Annotated in this window: 21 protein-coding genes; 6 read left to right on the forward strand and 15 right to left on the reverse strand. The window is 49.3% G+C overall.

Translation table 11 applies throughout. The features are described 5' to 3' along the window. Positions 1 to 76: 76 nt before the first annotated feature. The gene (locus tag GRF59_RS08180; protein ID WP_237391673.1) at positions 77 to 403 is read right to left on the reverse strand and encodes a WGxxGxxG family protein; all 327 of its coding nucleotides are present in this window, start codon (positions 401 to 403) and stop codon (positions 77 to 79) included. A gap of 211 nt (positions 404 to 614) precedes the next feature. Continuing rightward, positions 615 to 2,171: an FAD-dependent oxidoreductase gene (locus GRF59_RS08185; RefSeq protein WP_160497093.1), complete on the reverse strand. Its 1,557-nt coding sequence runs from the start codon at positions 2,169 to 2,171 to the stop codon at positions 615 to 617. Between the two features lie 671 nt (positions 2,172 to 2,842). Here GRF59_RS08185 and GRF59_RS08190 point away from each other — a divergent pair. The 3 genes from GRF59_RS08190 (at position 2,843) to GRF59_RS08200 (ending at position 4,677) form a co-directional block, all read left to right on the forward strand. Continuing rightward, positions 2,843 to 3,436: a hypothetical protein gene (locus tag GRF59_RS08190; protein WP_160497094.1), complete on the forward strand. Its 594-nt coding sequence runs from the start codon at positions 2,843 to 2,845 to the stop codon at positions 3,434 to 3,436. 349 nt (positions 3,437 to 3,785) lie between these two features. Then, entirely contained in the window at positions 3,786 to 4,085 is a 300-nt protein-coding gene (locus GRF59_RS29350; protein ID WP_202128515.1) for a hypothetical protein, read from the forward strand. 265 nt (positions 4,086 to 4,350) lie between these two features. After that, entirely contained in the window at positions 4,351 to 4,677 is a 327-nt protein-coding gene (locus GRF59_RS08200; RefSeq protein ID WP_160497095.1) for an SPW repeat protein, read from the forward strand. 135 nt (positions 4,678 to 4,812) lie between these two features. Here the strand turns inward: GRF59_RS08200 and GRF59_RS08205 are convergent, their stop codons facing one another. The 5 genes from GRF59_RS08205 to GRF59_RS08220 form a co-directional block, all read right to left on the reverse strand. Continuing rightward, positions 4,813 to 5,058, reverse strand: coding sequence for a hypothetical protein (locus tag GRF59_RS08205; RefSeq protein WP_237391674.1), 246 nt, complete (start codon positions 5,056 to 5,058; stop codon positions 4,813 to 4,815). 138 nt (positions 5,059 to 5,196) lie between these two features. Further along, entirely contained in the window at positions 5,197 to 5,307 is a 111-nt protein-coding gene (locus GRF59_RS29685; protein WP_237391675.1) for a YjcZ family sporulation protein, read from the reverse strand. A 122-nt stretch (positions 5,308 to 5,429) separates the two neighbouring features. Further along, positions 5,430 to 6,239, reverse strand: a complete 810-nt coding sequence (locus GRF59_RS08210; protein ID WP_160497096.1) for a glycoside hydrolase family 25 protein — start codon at positions 6,237 to 6,239, stop codon at positions 5,430 to 5,432. Positions 6,240 to 6,438: 199 nt separating this feature from the next. Then, positions 6,439 to 6,669, reverse strand: a complete 231-nt coding sequence (locus GRF59_RS08215) for a helix-turn-helix domain-containing protein (RefSeq protein WP_160497097.1) — start codon at positions 6,667 to 6,669, stop codon at positions 6,439 to 6,441. A 155-nt stretch (positions 6,670 to 6,824) separates the two neighbouring features. Further along, positions 6,825 to 7,415, reverse strand: coding sequence for an HD domain-containing protein (locus tag GRF59_RS08220; RefSeq protein ID WP_237391676.1), 591 nt, complete (start codon positions 7,413 to 7,415; stop codon positions 6,825 to 6,827). A gap of 449 nt (positions 7,416 to 7,864) precedes the next feature. On the opposite strand from GRF59_RS08220, the gene GRF59_RS08225 reads away from it, so the two are divergent. Together GRF59_RS08225 and GRF59_RS08230 are read left to right on the forward strand one after the other, a co-directional pair. Next, the gene (locus GRF59_RS08225; protein ID WP_160497099.1) at positions 7,865 to 9,847 is read left to right on the forward strand and encodes a GTP-binding protein; all 1,983 of its coding nucleotides are present in this window, start codon (positions 7,865 to 7,867) and stop codon (positions 9,845 to 9,847) included. A gap of 70 nt (positions 9,848 to 9,917) precedes the next feature. Next, complete coding sequence (locus GRF59_RS08230; RefSeq protein WP_160497100.1) at positions 9,918 to 10,583, forward strand: tetratricopeptide repeat protein; 666 nt, start codon at positions 9,918 to 9,920, stop codon at positions 10,581 to 10,583. Positions 10,584 to 10,650: 67 nt separating this feature from the next. Here the strand turns inward: GRF59_RS08230 and GRF59_RS08235 are convergent, their stop codons facing one another. The 5 genes from GRF59_RS08235 to GRF59_RS08255 all read right to left on the reverse strand — a co-directional run bounded on the left by GRF59_RS08235 (position 10,651) and on the right by GRF59_RS08255 (position 15,221). Then, the gene (locus GRF59_RS08235) at positions 10,651 to 11,283 is read right to left on the reverse strand and encodes an SGNH/GDSL hydrolase family protein (RefSeq protein WP_202128516.1); all 633 of its coding nucleotides are present in this window, start codon (positions 11,281 to 11,283) and stop codon (positions 10,651 to 10,653) included. Positions 11,284 to 11,406: 123 nt separating this feature from the next. Continuing rightward, the gene (locus tag GRF59_RS08240; RefSeq protein ID WP_160497102.1) at positions 11,407 to 13,686 is read right to left on the reverse strand and encodes a carboxypeptidase-like regulatory domain-containing protein; all 2,280 of its coding nucleotides are present in this window, start codon (positions 13,684 to 13,686) and stop codon (positions 11,407 to 11,409) included. Then, positions 13,664 to 14,017: a hypothetical protein gene (locus GRF59_RS08245; protein WP_160497103.1), complete on the reverse strand. Its 354-nt coding sequence runs from the start codon at positions 14,015 to 14,017 to the stop codon at positions 13,664 to 13,666. The genes GRF59_RS08240 and GRF59_RS08245 overlap by 23 nt, the downstream gene beginning before the upstream one ends. Beyond that, positions 13,993 to 14,538: an RNA polymerase sigma factor gene (locus GRF59_RS08250; RefSeq protein WP_237391677.1), complete on the reverse strand. Its 546-nt coding sequence runs from the start codon at positions 14,536 to 14,538 to the stop codon at positions 13,993 to 13,995. Before GRF59_RS08250 ends, GRF59_RS08245 begins: the two co-directional genes overlap by 25 nt. Positions 14,539 to 14,789: 251 nt before the next feature. After that, positions 14,790 to 15,221 carry a GNAT family N-acetyltransferase gene (locus GRF59_RS08255; protein ID WP_160497104.1) on the reverse strand — a complete coding sequence of 144 codons (432 nt, stop codon included), beginning with the start codon at positions 15,219 to 15,221 and terminating at the stop codon, positions 14,790 to 14,792. Positions 15,222 to 15,437: 216 nt separating this feature from the next. On the opposite strand from GRF59_RS08255, the gene GRF59_RS08260 reads away from it, so the two are divergent. After that, positions 15,438 to 16,637 (forward strand): MFS transporter, encoded by a 1,200-nt coding sequence (locus GRF59_RS08260; RefSeq protein ID WP_160497105.1) that lies wholly within the window; start codon positions 15,438 to 15,440, stop codon positions 16,635 to 16,637. Positions 16,638 to 16,728: 91 nt separating this feature from the next. On the opposite strand, the gene GRF59_RS08265 is transcribed toward GRF59_RS08260, so the two are convergent. The 3 genes from GRF59_RS08265 to fabF all read right to left on the reverse strand — a co-directional run bounded on the left by GRF59_RS08265 (position 16,729) and on the right by fabF (position 19,441). Beyond that, positions 16,729 to 17,445, reverse strand: coding sequence for a class I SAM-dependent methyltransferase (locus GRF59_RS08265; protein ID WP_160497106.1), 717 nt, complete (start codon positions 17,443 to 17,445; stop codon positions 16,729 to 16,731). 101 nt (positions 17,446 to 17,546) lie between these two features. Then, positions 17,547 to 17,948: a hypothetical protein gene (locus GRF59_RS08270; RefSeq protein WP_160497107.1), complete on the reverse strand. Its 402-nt coding sequence runs from the start codon at positions 17,946 to 17,948 to the stop codon at positions 17,547 to 17,549. A gap of 254 nt (positions 17,949 to 18,202) precedes the next feature. After that, positions 18,203 to 19,441 carry a beta-ketoacyl-ACP synthase II gene (gene fabF / locus GRF59_RS08275; protein WP_160497108.1) on the reverse strand — a complete coding sequence of 413 codons (1,239 nt, stop codon included), beginning with the start codon at positions 19,439 to 19,441 and terminating at the stop codon, positions 18,203 to 18,205. Positions 19,442 to 19,566: the final 125 nt, after the last annotated feature.

A 19,566-nucleotide genomic window follows, 5' to 3' on the forward strand; every position in this document is an offset into this window, starting at 1 on the left:
GAAATGGCAGATCCGGCGGATTACCGCTGCGATCTGCCATTTTCACATAATGCCTCGGTGCGCTTCTATACGTTGATTAACGTCTAGGATCCCGATTCCGGTTCATCAAACCGGCAAGTCCGAGCAGGCCGAACAATCCGAGAAATCCCCAATTCGTTCTATGGACTCCGGTATCATCGAAGGAATTTGTACGGATCGTATCCCGTTTCAGATCATGTCTCAAATCCCTGACATCTTCGGTTACCGTATTGTTTTGACCGACATTATTCATCTGTTGGTGCATGTTGTAATCTCCTTCGGCCCACGCTGGAACAGCCAGGATCATGCAGATGGTTGCGGACAGAAGAAAGGCTGCGGCTTTTTTTCTCATGGTCATTTCACCTCCGGCAAAATTCATTTCCATGATAAGGTTCCCCGCAGGATCTTTTCCTATGCAGCGGCTTTTCCAATGCAGCGTTGTGAGAATTAGCCGCTTCGCTTGCGATCCCTCCTAACTGCCTGGATGATTTATATCCCACAAAAAAGCAGCCTGTTCCGGTGTATACGGAAGGCTGCCTTATCCGCCTCTTCCCAATGAAATATCCAATTCTCTATCAGGCTATCACGCCGCTCTTTTATCGCAGCTCGTAAAATTCCTCAGGCCACTCCAACTCTACCCCGGCATCGCGAAGGACCTGCTGGAAGTCGCTTAACGTTTCCATGTCTTCCCGAACTTCTGCAGGTGTCATGTGATGCCGGATACAGTAAAACGCCAGTTCCCCGCATACCTCTCCTATATTCCATTCCGTTGGATGCAACCGATAGCAGCCGTTGGTAATATGCGTCGTCCCGATATTCTTGTTCCCGGCCAGTACATTGTCCATATCCCGCGGAATCAGCGCTCCAAGCGGAATATGGTACGGCAGGGCCGGAATATCCACATAGGTAATGCCGGTGAAGCTCGGGTGAAGATCGATGCTGTATGAGCCTACGCCGATCCGGTCCTCGTATTTTTTGGCGGATTTAGCAGGCTGGCTTGCGGGCGAAACATCCTGTTCCGTTATGGTATAGAGCCCCTTGATGCGTCTGGATTCGCGAATGTAAGGAGCCTTGGCAAAGCCGGTTGACGTTCCGAGTACGTCTCCCCTAAGCCGCAGCCCAGGGTAACCTGTGCCTCCATCCGGTCTCGGAGCTTCGGTCTGCAGCCAGTACAACAGGGAAAGACTGAGCTGCTGCGCACCATGCAGATGACTCTTCTTATCTTCCTCAGGCACATCGTAAATGTTGCCGATAAAGTAATCGTTTTGCGGCCAGTTGAGCAAAGTCACCTCACGCGCATCCTTCATATCATATTGGTCTTTGGAATATACTCTGCGGTACTTCCAGAGGGGGAACTTCTCTCCGTCCGCGAACAGGGCATATTCTCTGCGTTCCAGCGTAACGGGATGCGGACCGACCAAGCTGAGCATTTTATCGGGCCAATGGTCAGGCTGGTATTCTCTCCAGAAATCGTACATCTCCGGTTTGGGAATCACATGGCTGCCGTTATCGTCGTACTCGAAGGCCAGCACATAGGTAAAGCCCTGGATATTGTCCGGATCAGCTTGCTCCGTGGCATGCAGTTCGCCCGTTTCCGCTCGGCTTTCCGAGCCCGTGACATATTCCATGGAAGCCAAAGGCAGAATGTCGCCCATCTCCGTCGCATCAATGAAATACCGCCCTTCCACCGTCATCCGTTCATCGGTTCGCAAGGATACCAGCTCAACACTTTGCAGCAACCTTTCTTTCCTTGCCACTGAAATGGCTTGGGTTTCCATCTGCAGCGTAAGCCTGCCGGTCAGCAAATACGGACTTAACATCTCATGTAATACATGTACGGAAATCCGGGGATCATGGGAAATATTGCTGACGATGGCTGCCCCAGGATTAAATCCTTCTCTACGGACTGCATCGGCAACCGGCATATTTTTCATATAGAATGTACGGATATTCTCACGATACAGGCGATATTTCGCCGTGCAGCCAAACTCCTCAATCCATGGATGCTCATCCGGAGGCACAGCTTGAGAGGTGCTCTGTCCGCCGATCCAGTCCGTTTCTTCGGTCATCAATACTTTTAATCCCTTCGAACATGCCGCCAAAGCAGCCGCGCAGCCGCCTAGTCCTCCGCCGATAATAATTAAATCAAACACCCTTCACCACTCCTGTCCGTATTTAGTCCATTAATGAAATATCTAAAAGAGTTAAGAATAATTCCGGTAGCGCTTACATAAAAATGTTCCTTCCCTGCAAGGTGAAAACCCACCTTCCACCCGACATCCCAAACTTTCTAAATCTTTCCTTTTGTTATTGGTATTATAAAATCAATAGGAGAATATGTACACTTTTTTTTGTGAAAAAGAATAAATTATCCACATAATAATAGCGCTGGTAATCCAGCGCCAGGTTGCATGAGTTATGGCAAGACGTTTTAGTGGCGGCAGCGGACAATGAGTTGCTGCCCGGGCAAAAGATGAATCCGGATCCTGCGATTAAAATCTTGGCAGCCGACGACGATCACTCTTGGACTGGCATCACAAGTAGCGACCACGAATTCACCGGGATGGAGTGTGATACGACGGGTAATTAACGGGAAACCACACACCAATCTGATGGATTGTCCTCTGCGAAGACGGATCACACGGTCACGCGCAAACGAATGACTTTTCATATGAATCTCTCCTTTCTAGCATTAGTAGATGAGAGAGATTAAAGATTTGTAACGGCATTTTGTCTAATTTGTCATAAATGGTTTATGTATTCCATTCTGGTTCCGCTTCTGATAGACTTCATTTGTATCATGCTTAGAGAAAGGGGGATGAAGTTGAAGCCCAGATCGCCTTTTAAGGTTATTTACATGATGCTTGCCGCGTGCTTCCTGCTGGCTTCCTGTTCGCGGAATACAGAGCCGGCCAAAGTCAACGTCGCGCAAAAAAAGGATATCTGGTCCAAAGCTGAAGTCACCCGCGAGAACGTCAAGCTTGTTCTTGCTCGCGCATCCGGCGAGGGAGTCATCGAAGTCGCACAAGCCAGGGATATCCAGCTTCAGGGGGCAAACAATAAAACGGTCACCGTGGCCCTGAGGCATGAAGCAGCTAATCCGGAACAATGGATGATGGACGCGTCGGAAACGCTTTTGGCCTACAGCAAAATCCTGCTTGAGAATAACGGTATAGGTACGGTTGAAGTTTGCCTATATGGTAATCCTGACCCGTCAAACGGGAAGAACATCAACAAAGAAATGGTCAGAATTGCGATGAATCGCGTGGATTTACAGAAGGGAACAGACGCAATGAAGCCTCCACTTGAAAATTACGTCGTCATCTTCAAGCATGCAAGCTGGTACAAAATCCACCCTCATCTATATAAGTCGCTACAACACAGAGACCAATTAAAAATGAGAGCTTACCAAAAATAACAACCAAAACGGATGTGCCTTTTCAAGGCATATCCGTTTTCCGTTTTATCATAATGATGTTTCCCTGATTCACGCATATGTAGCAATACAAGCGGTAGAAGGAATAAAAAAAGAACCCTGCCGGTTTCAATATCGACAAGGTCAAATCCGTACTATATATCAAAGGGGGTTATACCTATTAATATACAGAAACCCGTCGATTGAAACATGAAGAATTCCTTATACATTCATTAAAATCAGTTAAATTTAGAGAAATGCCTGGCATACGCCCATTTTTAACGGGCTAAGATCACGATTCCGGGCTCCTGCATACCCTGTGATATAAATCGTAATTACAGGAGGAATGCGAATGTCTTACAATCCTTACACCCCATCCTCTAGCTTCTATCCATCCCCTTATCCATATCCTTACTATCCTTATCCATATCCTTACCCGTACCCTTGGTGGTATTTTAATTTTCCTGGAGGTTACCCGGGCGGAGGCTATCATGGCCCTGGTGGGCCTGGCGGTCCGGGAGGACCCGGAGGAGGCCATCACGGCGGCGGACCTGGGGGACCGGGAGGTCCTGGAGGCGGTGGAGGTCATCACAGCGGTGGAGGTCATCACGGCGGTGGACCCAGAGGCGTAAACCGGCGATCCAGATCATAAAGAACTTGAGGCGGCTCCGTTCCGCCTCTTCTTTTTTGCCTGCGATCCGTGCAGATCCTCTACGCCAGGCTCTGCTTCTTCACTTTCAAAGTCACCGGCTACCAACGGTTAAGCTGATCACTTGTATTCTACAAACTGAACATTAAAGTCGCTTATTGCCGGTTGTAATGTCCCTGTTTACATATTCTTGTAATGATCCACATTTTATTGCATATGATTTTTACGTACCCTCGTGTTGGCATTGATCTTAAACGGAGGTGTGTGGATGAAGTTAAGAAGTGTCGATAATACCATTGTCGCCCTGATCGGTATCTGGTTCGTTATGGCTCCTTGGATTGCGGGCTATTCCGACGATAAGGGTGCCCTCTGGACGAGTGTCATTGTCGGAGCCGTACAGTTGATTGTATCCTTGTGGGCTTTCTCCAGTTCGGGATGGGGATCCTGGCAAAACTGGATCTCACTGCTGGCCGGCGCATGGTTTATCGTGTTCCCGTTTGTCTATACCGTTGAATCCAATGTGATGTGGAGCAGCATCATTCTGGGAGCGGTAACCGTTCTTCTCAATTTAATCACCTTGTCAGCCAAGGATTAGCGAACAGGTTCGTTTTACAGACTGATGCACGACTGCTGTTAGCCAACAGGGGCGTCCATTCACCTGGGTTCCGCGTAAGTTTCACAGCAAAAAAAGAGGAGATCCCGTCCTATAGGACGGGATCTCCTCTTTTTCTCAATCATAGTCCACGCCGTATTTTTTCTCCGTCGAAGACATGTCCTTGCTGTGTTCCTTATTGCGTTCATCCTTAACCTTCTCGTTCAACTCTTCAACCGGAATCGGATCCACATTTCGTTCGCTTTCGAATCGGTCAAAGAGGCTTTCTTTGTCTGTTAAGTATTGCTCTGGGTGATCCATATGTTTCCTTTCGTGCTCTTCATCCAAGTTTACCGGCTCTTTAGCGGGTTTATTCTTGTCCATGTCATTCACCTCTTGAATGTGAATACCCGGCCTCGCTGAATTGAATCAAAGTGAAACGCAAAACCGCCTGAAGCGGTTTCTAAAGCCGCAATCAGGCGATCCCGAAAAAAGCCACGATCTATAGGAGAATCAAATCGACTAACACCAGAAAGAACGCGTGATAATAACCAGCAATATAAAGAGAACCAAAATGGCACCTGTAGAAGCGAAAGGATTGCAACAACCAACTCCGCCAACAACTCCGCTCATTCCATTCCCTCCTTCCCTGTAACATATACTAAAGTATGTGATTACAGGGACACTTGGCATAGACACCTCCCCATTTGATAAGAGAAGTAGTGCCTATTTTAGAGGTCAGCTGCCTGTCTTACTCATTCTTTTTTGCCGACGACTGACTCGGTATATTTAGACAAAATGGCACCCAGGGTACCTATATCCAGCGGGTCGTCCGCCTTCCAATCCGTACTGATCCCAGCCTGATCAATCAGCCATTGTCTTCCCGCTTCCTTCCAGGCAGGTATTTTCGATCCCGACTCAGATTTTGGTGAATTGTATGCCGCCATCAGGTCCGCCTCGCTTCCTTTATATTCGTCCAAATCTACGTTTCCGTTGATTCCAGGAACTTTGCCCTTATTGGTGTACTGAATAAACTCCCATGCATTCCAGCCGCCCTTATTGGCCGGAGTACCGCTGCTGTAGTAGGCGTACCATAGTGGAATGCTTCCGAACGTACTATCGAGCGATGAGTCAATAAAGCTTGGAAAGGTATATACCATAAGACTCCGGCCTGTCCGCAGCTTGAATTGCCGTACCCATTCATGCACGATCGCCGAGATATTCGTCCTTGTCCCGCCTTCCTTCGTTTCGATATCCAGCACGAACGGCAGCTTGAAGGAATCGATTCCTCCTGCGGTCGCAATGACCTGTACAAAATGCTCCAGTTCAACCTTGACATCCGCCGGCTGTGTTGCCCTCGTTAAGTGATATGCTCCAGTCAGCAAACCTGCCGATCGGGCACCTTGAGCGTTAACCCTGAAACGGTCATCAACCAATTTCGTTCCTTCCGTCGCTTTCATAAATACAAAGGAATAGCCTGCATTCTTCACCTGCTTCCAGTCGATTATCCCCTGCCAGTGTGATACATCGATACCTTTGGCATGATTGCCGCTTCGGCTTTGCATAACAGACACCTCCATCTTGTATCTTTGAAATTCGGATATCCATATCCTCACAAATATACATATGTACGCGGATAACCTTCCTGTATGGACGATCCTCCATGAATCTTTAAAAATACACGATTGCCACGACATTTTTTCGCAATTGAAAAAGAAGCCCCGTCATCAGGCTTCTCTCCCTTGGTTGTATTCAGGTACATTATCATTGCATTCCTTGAATATGAAGCGTTTCTTTGGAGCGTCCCCGCTGGTCTACTAAACCGGAGTCCCCTTGCTCCCGGTATTTTCTCATCCATACCTTCAGTCGGCCGATATCGGCTATCCCCAACGCTTCGGCCACTTCTTTTTTGGTCATTCCTTGAAGACGCATGTCCACAGCCTTCTTCTTGGTATCCAAACTGTAAGAGCAGAAAGTCTGTCCTTTTTTGGCCATCCGTATCACCTCAAGCTATTTATCGGCGAATGGTCTGCTTCTTTTCATCCCTAAAAAAAATTTAGTTCCAAAGACCCTTGTTTATCTTGGTAAATAAATACATTTTCCTTACAATATGAAACAATACCTAGTTACATAGACTTGCTTTCGCTCCATTAGGGAAGCAGATAGCCTTTATCGACGGCATCGTGGATCAACTGGCACACCAGTGAATGGACATCTGGTAATTCCGTCTCAAGAAAGCCGATACGTGCAAGAACCCTGCCGGAAGTCACCTCATGCTCCTGCCATGCTTTACCTTGTGTATAGTAATTATGAAAGAGCGGCTGGATCCGGTCCATTGCTGCAGCATAAAGCGAGTCCGTTGTTTTTCGCTGTTCAAATTCCAGCCACAGCTCCATCATTTCCTCGGACTGATCCGGCGGCAAAAGCCCGAAAATCCTCTCTGCTGCCATTCTCTCCCGCTCAAACTTGCCCTCCTGTCCTTGCTCATCATAAGCAAACGTATCTCCGGCATCGATCTCGACCACATCGTGAACAAGCAGCATTTTCATGACCCGCAGGATGTTTACCTGTTTGTTGGTCGAATGTTCCTCCAGCAGCCATGCCATCAGCGTGATATGCCAGGAATGTTCTGCATCATTCTCGTTCCGTGTCGAATCCATCAGGTATGTCTGCCGGAATATCGTCTTCAGCTTGTCTACCTCGCGGATAAATTCGATCTGGCAGCTCAATCGCTCGTTCATCATTTTTCCTCCTCGCGGATATTTTTGAGTGGTAACCTTTATCATCAGTATAGCCAAGCCATTCTCCCCGGTGCAAAAAAATGCCGCATTCCATTGAGGAATACGGCGGTGAGCGTCACAACCTTACTTTGTATTCAAGTGGTATCCTCTTGCTTCGTACGGACGAGACGATGACCATCCATCCTCCGGATACATCCCCTTCGAGCGAAATCAGATATGGCATAATTTAACAAAATAAACTATAGTTCTATATGGATTCAATCCTCGGATATGAAATCGTCTCCGGACCTAACCAGCATGACTAAGCTAAGCTCTCTTGCACGGGACAAAAATCCGGAAATCTCAGTTCCCGTCCTCCATTCCGGCTTGATTATGCATGCTATAATAATAAAAACAAATCCGGAACCCATGAATCTTGGAGAAAACGAGATGGAGTGTTACATAAACCCATGACAGCAAAATCCCTTAGAAATATTGGCATCTTCGCACATGTGGATGCTGGCAAGACGACAACGACGGAACATATGCTGTACGAAAGCGGTACGATACGGGCCATAGGAAGCGTGGATCATGGAACCGCCCAGACGGATTCGCTGGAGGTAGAACGTGAACGCGGGATTTCCGTCCGCTCTGCGGCCACCTCACTAATCTGGAAGGATGTTCATATCAATCTGGTCGACACGCCCGGTCACGTCGATTTCCTATCGGAAGTCGAACGTTCGATGCGGGTTATGGACGGTGCCATCTTGATCATATCCGCGGCGGAAGGCGTGCAAGCCCAGACCGAAATGTTATGGCATGCCCTGCGGTCCATGAGAATACCCACGTTAATTTACATCAACAAAATGGACCGTATAGGCGTGTCTGTCACTCATATCATGCAGGATATCAAACGCCTATTATCCACTCATATCGCCCCACTGCAATCCCCCGATGGTGAAGGTGAGGAATTCACAGGAATGAAGCCTGTCTGGGCCATTGAATCGGATATAGAGGGCTTTGGCCTAACCCGCCGTTCCATCATGGAGACTATCGCCGATTTGGACGATGAAATGTTGAACCGGGTCATCGAAGGCGAAGACGTTTCAATTCAGGAGCTGCAAGAAAAGCTGCAGAACCTCAGCCATGAAGCCCTGGCATTCCCCGTATGCTTCGGCTCCTCTCAGCGGGGAGTTGGTATCCGAGAGCTTCTGGATGCAGCAGTGGACTATTTGCCTGGCCCTGCTGGAGACGATACGGAAGACCTGGCAGGCATCGTATTCAAGATCGAGCGAGACAAGCTGATGGGGCGGACGGCATTCGTTCGATTGTACCGTGGATCGCTCAAAAACAGGGATGCTGTTGTGAATCAGACCCGGGATGTACAGGAAAAAGTAACCCAAATTCGCAAAATGAACGGCCAAAAGCATGCCGATCTCGGCCAGCTGCATGCTGGAGACATCGCAGCCGTATATGGACTCAGCCAGTCTCAGATCGGGGATATTCTCGGCAGCTCGGCTGGCATTCCTTCTTCCCCCTCTCTCGCCATACCACTCCTGACCGTTCAGGTGCTCGCAAAAGAGGAATCCCGGTATCAGGATCTGGTGGAGGCCCTTCAAGAGCTTACCGAGGAAGATCCGCTGCTCGATCTGCAGTGGCTGCAATCCGAACGTGAGCTGCATCTCAAGGTCATGGGGGCTATCCAGCTCGAAATTCTCTCCAGTCTGTTGCTTACCCGTTACGGCTTGCAGGCAGAGTTCAGTCAGCCTGCCGTCATATATAAGGAAACGCCTGCGCGAGCAGGAGAAGGCTTCATTGCTTATACCATGCCGAAGCCCTGCTGGGCGATATTGCGTTTTGCCATCGAGCCGCTGCCCCGCGGCAGCGGTCTGATCTATAGTTCAATCGTGCGCAACGAGGATCTGCTGTCCAGTTATCAGAATGAAGTACAGCGGCGTGTACCTGATGCATTGACGCAGGGGCTGCATGGATGGGAAGTCACCGATCTGAAGGTGACTCTGATCGAAGGCCAGCATCATGTTTGGCACACCCATCCGCTGGACTTTGTTGTTGCCACGCCGATGGGCATCATGAACGGGCTCGCAAGCACGGGAACTTCCCTGCTTGAACCGGTGCTCCGTTTCCGGATCACCGTCCCAGAGGAATATGGAGGCAAAGTCATGAGTGAGCTAGTACAGATGAGAGCGGAATTCGATGCTCCTTCCATCCTTCAGGGAAGATGCATGATTGAAGGGATCATACCTGCGGCCACTTCTCTCGAATATCCGATCAGGCTCCGGTCGATGACAAGCGGCAGGGGGGTCATGGCTTCTTCATTCTACGGATATCAGGAGTGCCCTCGCGAGGTTCATGCCGAGCGGAAGCGTCACGGGGTCAATCCGCTGGACCAATCGAAATATATCTTGAGTGTCCGCAGCGCATTATCGACATAAGTCGAACTGGAGTAAAGATCTCTAATTTGATTTTTAGCATTTTCAATGAAAAGAATCAGGAGGACAATAGATGGGGAAAATTTTCGGATTCATTCTCTTATGGAGGCTGCTGGGAAACCCGTTCCTGGCCATACTCGTTATATTGGTAATCGTTTATTTGCTGGATCGGCGCTTCGTCGGCGTACTGCCTAGTTTGACCAAGCCCTTTAAACGGATGGGACAAATCTCCAAACTCCGCACCCAAATTAGCATGAATCCAAATGATGTCTCATCGAAGCACGAGCTGGCAAGATTGCTGATTGACCGTAAAAGAGATGCTGAAGCGCAAAAGCTACTCGAGTCGATCGAGTACCAGTCCGAGGATTCCGCCGAGTTCTGGGATGATCTTGGGACCGTCTATTTACGGCAAGGCAACATCCAACAAGGTGAGGCTTACATTCTAAAGGCACTGGAGATCAATCCCCGCGTCAAGTACGGCCGGCCGTACCTGCGTCTGGCGGATGTGTACAAAAACAGCGACCGTGATAAAGCCGTGGATTATGTACATCGATTTCAGGAGATACAATCCTCCTCCTGCGAAGGCTTCTATCTGCTAGGGATGATGTACAAGGCGCTCGACCGCAAGAATGAGGCCAAGGAAGCATTTCAGGAATCCATCCATATTTATCGCTCGCTTCCCAAATACAAAAAACGTCAGGAACGGAAATGGGCCGTTCTCAGCCTAATGAAAAAATAATGACTTCACCTTTTTATTGCACGAAAAAACAGACCCCAGCAGGTCTGTTTTTTCGTGCATACGTCTTTTACGCTAGTGGATAATATCCAAGGCGGTGTAAGTGCTCTGCTATCACCTTATAACCTCTTCCGTTGGGGTGAAGATGATCGAAGGACAACAGTTCATGTTCTCTCCCTTGAAAAGAAGAAAAAATATTCGCCACCGCATAATTCCCGCCCCAGTAGCCGTTAATATAACGGTTAAATTGTTGAACCCACAGCGTCGCAGCCTCCACTTGCGGATAAGGGTTATAGAGTCCAACAGCCCGCACGATATATGAAGATCTGCTTCCTGACTTAAGCTGGCCCAGTGTCTGCATGATACCGGAGAAATTGGATTGGCACTCCGTTAGGGCTTTGTTAAAGTTCTGCGTAATATTTTGGGGAGACGCGCTTTTCGCAGCCCGGATCAAGTCGTTGCCCCCTATGGAAATGGTTATGATGTGCGCTTCTTTCAATGAATTTCGAAACCGCGGGCTGCGCTTCATATTTGCATACAATTCCGATGAAGTCAGCCCATTTATTCCTAAGTTCTCGTAAGATACGAATTCTCCTATTCTGCGCTCAGCCATCCCCCGATAAACCGGTACAAAGCCATTGCCAGGCATGGCGCCAAAACCGACTGTCAGTGAATCGCCGACTGCCGTATAAGGAACCGCCATCATCTTCGCCTCCTCTCCATTTCCTTGTACTCATCCATAGCAGTGTATGAACGTATATTGAAAGTGGGAAGGGACAAAGCTCTGGGACTACATAAGTTCTGTGAAAATCAATGTCTGCCTAAGTCAGCTGACATGCGCGAGCGCTGTCATGAAATTTTTCAAGGCAGTCAGACCCGATTCCGAAGCAGGCTGCCAGCGTTTCAACTCTTCGTCTTTGCCGTGATTGTATTGTGCAATCTTATCCTTCAGCACAGCCTTGTAGCCGGGGTTTATCGCCGATTCCCGCTTCATCGCAATCAGCAACTCCTCCCAATCCACCGGAGTGTTATAACCCATCCGATCCGGATACTTGACGGCCAGCTGTATTCCTTCATCCAATGAGCCGCCCGAATATAAGAATAATGCAAGGTAAGCACCAATAAACCGGTGGCTTTTGTCGTTTTCGATGGATTTCTTCAGGTACACTTTCGCCTCATCGGTTTTTCCCTGTTTCATAAGGGCCATCGCATGGTTACCATCGCTGTAGCTGTTATCTTTGAATGGTCTCATCGACTCCGCAATGGCATAGTAACGGTTATATCGATTCCAATCCGCCTGTTTAAAATAATAGTCAGCAAGCCATTCATAATAATTCTCCGTGGGATGCAGTTCCACCAACTTTTTCAGGATATCGATCTGCTGAGCATCCATAGACTTCTTCTCTTCGGCATCCGCCGTTCCAGCTCCTCGCAGCAGCGAGGTTTTCCCCTTGAGGATCATTAGCATCATATGCAGAGAATGCGCATCCGAAGGGTCACGGTCTGCATCGGCTTCATACATGGCTTCCGCATCATCCAGCTTTCCGGCAAGCAGCATCTCGTCGGCCTCCGTTAACGTCCGTTCCTTCAAATAAAAGAAGGGCAGATTTCCGGTCAAATCATTGCTGAGACGATATCCGTTGCTTCGGGTCAGCAGCTTGCCATCGGCACTGTAGGCTTCGACGCTCCACGAAAACTGATTCTTCGCGTTCGCATATCCAAGCAGGGACAGAGGATCGAGTTGTTCTTGCTCCTTGCCGTGCGAATATGAGGAAATACCCGATATTTCATAATAAAGGTCTTCAGCCTGAACCTGTACCCGGGGCGTGGTAATCCCTTGTCTGACCGCTCTGCTTGTGGAACCCGAATGCAGCTTCATGCCTATATTCAAATTGTAGTACGCTGCACCCGCCACAGGCTCCCACTCAAAAGTCATGGTTTTATCCCTTACAACGTCTTCGTTCACAGGCGATTTCAGTTCCATCAGTGGCTGGAAGACCACATCCTCCTGCACCTTGGACTGCCCTCTCAGATCGATCCAGCCGTCATCTGGCAATACGGGCCATGTCCAGCCGCTGATTTGGCTTAGATTCACCCCGAGGAATAGCTTATAGGAGTTTGGTACAACCCCTTTGAACGTATACTCTCCTTTGCCATTGGTCATCGTCTGATACGGCTCCATATCGAAAATACTGCGGTTGATGTCTTCCTCCCTCCGCAGAAAGACCCCGGCATAAGCTAGAGGCTCCCCATTGGATTTGGTAATCGTGCCGGAGACCTCCGCTCCAGTCTTGATCTTGTTGGAGGAGAGCTTATTCTGCCGGTCCAGGATCCCCTGAAGCTGTTCCGATTGCAGTTTGACGACGTCCCCATCCTTCATTTGGTTCTTTTGCCGCTCCATCTCATCCTGAATCTGTTTCAGCATTTCAGCTGCTTTTCCGTCGGACATGGCATACTCCACGAGTAAATCGGAAATGCGCACATAGGTATCTGAATTGATTGAGTTTTTGTTTTCCAGCAGCATGTCTGCACACAGCCGAAGGAGCTCATCATACTGCTCATGCTCTGCGGCCAGTTTGGCCTGCAACATGAACAATTCATCTCTTGCATAGATATACCGGGTGATATGCAGTCGTTTTCGGGCTTCAGTCAGCAGCTGAGCAGCCTTTTCCCACTGTCCCGAGCCGTCGTAGTAATATGTCAGCAGCTTGGCTGCTGTGCTGATGGCCGGATCCGAGGTTCCACTTTGCACATACAGCTCCAGATATGGAACCTGCTCCTTCAGGTTGAATTCCGGCTGGGTATCTACCTCCGAAGAACCTCCCCCATACATAGATCCATCTGGACCAATGTAGACATCATAGATATGGGTCAAGTCACCGCTGTCGTCTTTTAGCATATATTCTTCAATCAGTTTCAGCTGCTCATCCGGCTTAGCCGAATCGATCATATGCAGGATTTGCTCGCTCTTCTCTGCCTGCATGACGCCCCGGTCTGCCTCTGCCAACTTCTGAGAAGAAGATGTCCCGTAATTAAAAGCAAAAACGAACACCATCAACAGCCCCAGAAAATAGACAAGCTGTTTAACCTTGATCCGGATCTTCATAGCGGGCCAGCCTCCTTTCAAATTCATCCTTCCAATAGATGCTGCCACCCGTTTCAATCAATTCACGCTGCTGCGGCGCTTCGCTGGAAACGGCTGGTTCCGATTTGGGCTGACGTGCCGCATGATACAGAAAAGCCGCTGTTAACAGAAGCGCAAACACCGTTCCGAGCAGAATGATCGGCAGCTCCAGTTCTTTGTTCCAAAAGGCTCGTAAACGTCCGCGCACCGTTGTTGGATGGGTTCTCCGAACGACTTCTTCCTGTTGGCTGAATTGAAGACCGGAGAGCTCCCGTTCCAGCTGTTGTTTCAGATGTGACTGTTCTTGTTCCATTCGACATCCCCCTCCTTCTCCAGCGCCTGCCTCAAAGCATTCCGGCCTCTGGCCAGCCTGGCCTTGACTGTATTGCTGTTCAGATCCAAGTGCTCCGCAATTTCATTCACGCTGAATTCCTGAAAATAATGAAGTGTAATCACTTCACGGTAAATGTAGCTCAAATGATGTATCGCCGTTGTAAGTCTTCCGTTCTTTAATTCCTGCATCAACTGCTCTTCAGGACCCGGCTCTTGATCCTCTGCCAGCCATTTCTCCATTTGGGCCGAGGGAAACAGGTTTCTGAAGCTCCAGGTTCTCTGTTTCATGCGGCAGCGATTCACGACAATGCGGATGAGCCAGCTTTTCAGCTTGGTGTCGTCCTTCAGCTGCACAATTCTTTCATAAGCCATGATAAAGCTGTCCTGCACGGCTTCCTCTGCCTCATGCCGATCCCGGAGCAGCAAATAAGCGGTGCGCAGCAGATCATCTCCGTATAATTGCATCAGCATCCGAAGTGCTTCCTCATCCTTTCGTTTCAATCCAGGTATAATATCCAGTCCGCTTTCCTCCCCCCTGCTATAATGATGCATCCAAACGAGGTTTGGTTGCATCATGTTGTAAGAAAACCGTCTATCGGTGCAATATTAAGCAGACAGACCGAATCCAGTGGGAGTTTTTCTTGCCGGATTTGAATGCGAATGTTCTGCGTTTTAACTGCCTGATCTCCAAAAAAAGACGGCTTCCTTAGGAAACCGTCTCAAGCTGCCACTCATGGAATGTAGCGTTAAACTTAATTCTCATCCTCTTCCTCAACCTCATAAACGCATCGGTATCGCTCCACCCCTGGATACAGCTCACCCAGACTGTTGACGACAAAGCCGAGATTCCGGTAAAAATCCACAGCCTCCTCATCGGTTTCCGCGATCACTCTTTCCGGCTTCTCCTTGGTCATGATCTCCAGAATCATTCCTCTGCCATACCCTAGCCCGCGATTTTCCGGGATGACCGCAATATGATGGAGGATCACTTCATTCCCCGTCTTCTCATATCCGGCCAAGCCTACCAGAAGCTCTCCATCCTCATAGCCATACAGCTGCCACGCCTCATTGCTTTCATATTCGCTGACGGTTTTCTCGACCGACTGATCATCCGGGAATACTGCATAGGAGAACAGCTCGGCCACCTCCGGTTTGCGTATGTACGATTTGATATTCAACAGCATAACAATGACCTCCACTTTATCTTGCTCATGCAAGTTTTCGTTCCGTTACTTTACCCTTTCGGACGAAAAAATTCAACTCTTCATCTCACCCATAGGCTCCGGGCATGAATGATATGCCATACTGATATTGAAAAAAGTTTATCCGAAGGCGTACACTTGGTTAAGAAAGTAATTGATCTGTTTTCAAATTCTTTTCAAAGAAAGAGGCAGCGCATCATGAGTTATATACAACACGGAACTTCCGCCTTCCGCAAAACGAGTCTGGCTCTATTCGCAGGAGGCTTTAACACGTTTGCTATCCTTTACTATACTCAGCCGCTGATGCCCGAGTTCTCTAAGGAGTTCGGCATATCACCAGTTACGGCCAGCCTCTCGCTGTCGCTGACAACGCTGATTCTGGCTTTCAGTATGATCATCGTAGGCTCGCTGAGCGAATCCTGGGGACGCAAACCGATCATGACGGTTGCCATGATCACCGCTTCAGTACTGACGCTGATCACTGCCTTCGCACCGAATTTTCATGTTCTTCTCATTTTCCGTATCATACTCGGCATTGTATTGGCCGGACTCCCGGCCATCGCCATGGCTTATCTCGGCGAAGAAATCGCCCCTGCAAGCCTAGGAGCTGTGATGGGTCTCTATATCAGCGGCAATTCCATAGGGGGCATGGGCGGAAGAGTGATAACCGGCGTGCTGACCGACCTGTGGAATTGGCGCATTGCCATAGCCGCGATCGGATTCCTCGGTCTGGTGTTTAGCATCGTCTTCATGTTCCTGCTGCCTCCTTCCCGTCATTTCGAGGCTCGTCCGCTCCGGTTCAAGTCGCTGCTACGCTCACTCGGCAATCAGTTCAAAGACCCCGGGCTGCTCATTCTGTATGCGCTGGGATTTCTGCTCATGGGAAGCTTCGTTTCACTATATAACTACATCGGTTACCAGTTGATTGCTCCGCCGTATTCTCTCAGCCAGACGATTGTCGGCTTTATCTTTATCGTCTACATTGCCGGAACTTTCAGCTCCACCTGGATGGGAAAGATGGCTGATACCCATGGGAGACCTCTCATGCTCAGAATCGGGCTGCTCATCTTCCTTTGCGGTGCGCTGTTGACACTCAGTCCGCTGCTGGTGATTAAAATCGCCGGTATTATTATTTTCACGTTTGGTTTCTTCGGTTCCCACTCCATAGCCAGCTCCTGGATCGGCATCCGGGCAACGCATGAAAAAGCACAAGCCTCTTCGCTGTACTTATTCTTCTATTATGCGGGCTCCAGTGTCGGCGGAACACTCGGCGGCACCTTCTGGAGTTCGTACGGATGGCACGGTGTGGTCGGCATGATAGCCAGCTTCCTGGTTATCGCATTGCTGCTGTCCATGCTGCTGGCCCGGCTCCATCAAAAAAATGCCGCGAAAGCTTGATTGGAATCAAGAAACAGACTTATACAGGAATATCGCCAACTCCTATGATCTACGAATACAAGCAGCCCATGTGGGCTGCTTGTTCTGATGTTTATTGAATTTTTTGAGCGACATAGGTGACGAGGTTACATCTGAAATCAATATGGCGACCGTCCTTCTCTTCTTCGATGCTTTGCGGAACAGCCTGCTTGATGAGCACATTCCATTCTTCGTAGGTATGATCAAGCAAATCTAAAGCCTCCTGTTGCGGGATGTTCAGCTCAATCAGGCCCTTCGTGTTCTCACCCGTAGTACGGTCTACTTCTTCCACTTCGGTGCTCATTGTAATGCAGTGGATTCCGCCGAGCTTGGTGCCTTTTTGCATCGCATCCAACGTCCGCTGCAACGCATCCATCGACGAGGTGTGCTCCAGGCAAGAGCAAGCTAGAATATAATCATACGCATCTTCGGCGATTGGGTAATGCTCCACGTCTGCCGCTTCCGCTTCGATCAAATGACCGACACCGAATTCGTCTGCGTTGCTTCTCAGCTTCGCAGCCGCATCTTCCAGCAGATCCACTCCCTTTATTTTGCTCAAAGAGCCTTTCAACCGCTCGGCGACCGGAATCGTGTTGCGGCCGACGCCGCAACCTAAATCCAGCACGGTCAAATCATCCTTATGCAGGAGCAATCGCTCCAGCATATCCATGACGACAGGTCCCGGCTCTGACATCCAGGTTCCGTCCTGAAAAATGTCGTTCTCCTCATAAAAACGCTGATGATAGTCCGCTTCAGACTGTCTTGCCGCCTCAAATTGTTCGCTGTTCATGTCTATACCTCCCGGCTTCTTTTCATAAGCTACTAGAGATATACCCATTTCTCAGGACCATTCAATCGTACAGAAATACCCAAGACTTCCCTAAAACAATATTAATTAAACAACCATCGCTGTAAGACCATACGGATCGCCCAAATGATCAAACTGATCAGCAGCAAAAATGCACCGTTCTCCCGCTTGTCCCTGTCATCACGCAGCGCCGTGACACCGCCAACGATCATGCCGACAAACGGATATATGATCGTTGCGATCACCAGCATCACCATAAGCCAGCCTGAACCGGATAAAACCGCAGAACTGCTGCCTGGGGGAGCATGCCGAGTATGAAGAGTATGAGATGTATCCGTCCTATCTCCATTGGTCACCTCTTGGCGAGGAGCTGTTTTCAAAGACCTGACCGCCTTGGCCTTTTCCAAGGAAGCTCCGCACATCCTACAACTACCGGCAGCTACCGGATTGGATTCACCGCATGCCGGACATATTTTGACAGGCACTGTTTCCCCTCCCATTTTCACGCTTTTCCTAATTATAACAAAAACGTCTTATCGACGTACCTTCAATGAAGACAGACCGCGTTTAGATGTAGTTTTTCTTGCGATATCAGGTTGCGCTTTCCCCGGAGTTAACCTTTCTGATATCTTAACAAAAACGTCTTATCGACGTACCTTCAATGAAGACAGACCGCGTTTAGATGTAGTTTTTCTTGCGATATCTGGTTGCACTTTCCCCGGAGTTAACCTTTCTGAGATTATGGCTCAAACTTCTGAAAAACGATCACGGCGTTATGTCCTCCAAAACCAAAGGAATTAGAAATACCGATGTTGACATTCTTTTCTCTGGCTTCATTGGGTACTACGTCCAGATCACATCCGGGGTCAAGCACATGCTGATTAATCGTCGGAGGGATTTTGCCTTCCTGAATCATCTGCAGCATGGCGATGGCTTGCGCCCCGCCGGCAGCTCCAAACATATGACCCAGCATCGATTTGTTCGCCGTCACCGGAACCCGGTAAGCTTCTTCTCCAAAAAGCCGTTTGATCGCTTCCATTTCGGACCGGTCACCTACCTGCGTGCTCGTGGCATGGGCACTGATGACATCCACCTGCGCAGGCTCCACGCCTGCTTCCTTGAGTGCCAGTTTCATCGCCAGATAGGCTCCCCTTCCTTCCGGATGAGAAGCTACTACGTGATAAGCATCCGATGTCGCGCCGTAGCCAGTGACCTCGGCATAAATTCGGGCACCGCGTCCCAGCGCGTGCGACAAGCTTTCCAATACCAAAATCCCGGCTCCTTCGGCCATCACAAAACCGTCGCGGCCGGCATCGAAAGGCCGGCTGGCTAGTGCAGGATCCCCGTCCCACGTGGAGAGGGCAGTCGCATTCCCAAAGCTGGCCATCGAAATTTCCGTAATGGCGGCTTCTGCCCCGCCGGCGATGATAACATCCGCCCCGCCGGATCGGATCAGCCGGAACGCTTCCCCGATCGCCGTATTGCCGATTGAGCACGCCGTCACCGGTGACAGGGTCGGCCCCTGTGCGCCCGTATGAATGCTGATCATGGCTGCTGCCATATTCGAGATCATCATCGGCACGAGCAGCGGACTAACCCGCGAAGCCCCCCGGGAGCGGAGAAGCTCTTCTTGTTCCATCAAGGTCGAAATCCCTCCGATCCCGGAACCGACATACACGCCCATCCGCTCCATGTCCACTTGCTCAAGGGAAAGACCTGCGTCCGAAATGGCATCCTCAGCCGCAGCCAGCGCAAATTGGCAGAATCGGTCCATACGCCGGGCCTCCTTTTTGCCAAAGCGTCCCTCCGCATCAAAATCACGAACCACGCCCGCAATATGCGTCTTCATTTGCGATGTATCCCAAGAATCAATCCGCGAGATTCCCGATTTCCCTTGCAGCATCGCGTTCCAAAACGTTGATACTTTATTTCCTATCGGCGAAACCAGACCTGCGCCTGTAATCACGACTCTTTCCATACCTCTGTTACCTCCCAGTACTCGTCTGTTATGGCATTATCTTTTCATAGCTGTTATCCTATTACAAGTTGTTGTTTATCCTAGTATAATGAATACTATGTTGAAGTTTAACGTTTAATATGGAA

This window comes from Paenibacillus dendrobii, from assembly GCF_009807035.1.
In the GTDB taxonomy this organism is placed as follows: Bacteria; Bacillota; Bacilli; order Paenibacillales; family Paenibacillaceae; genus Paenibacillus_AQ; species Paenibacillus_AQ dendrobii.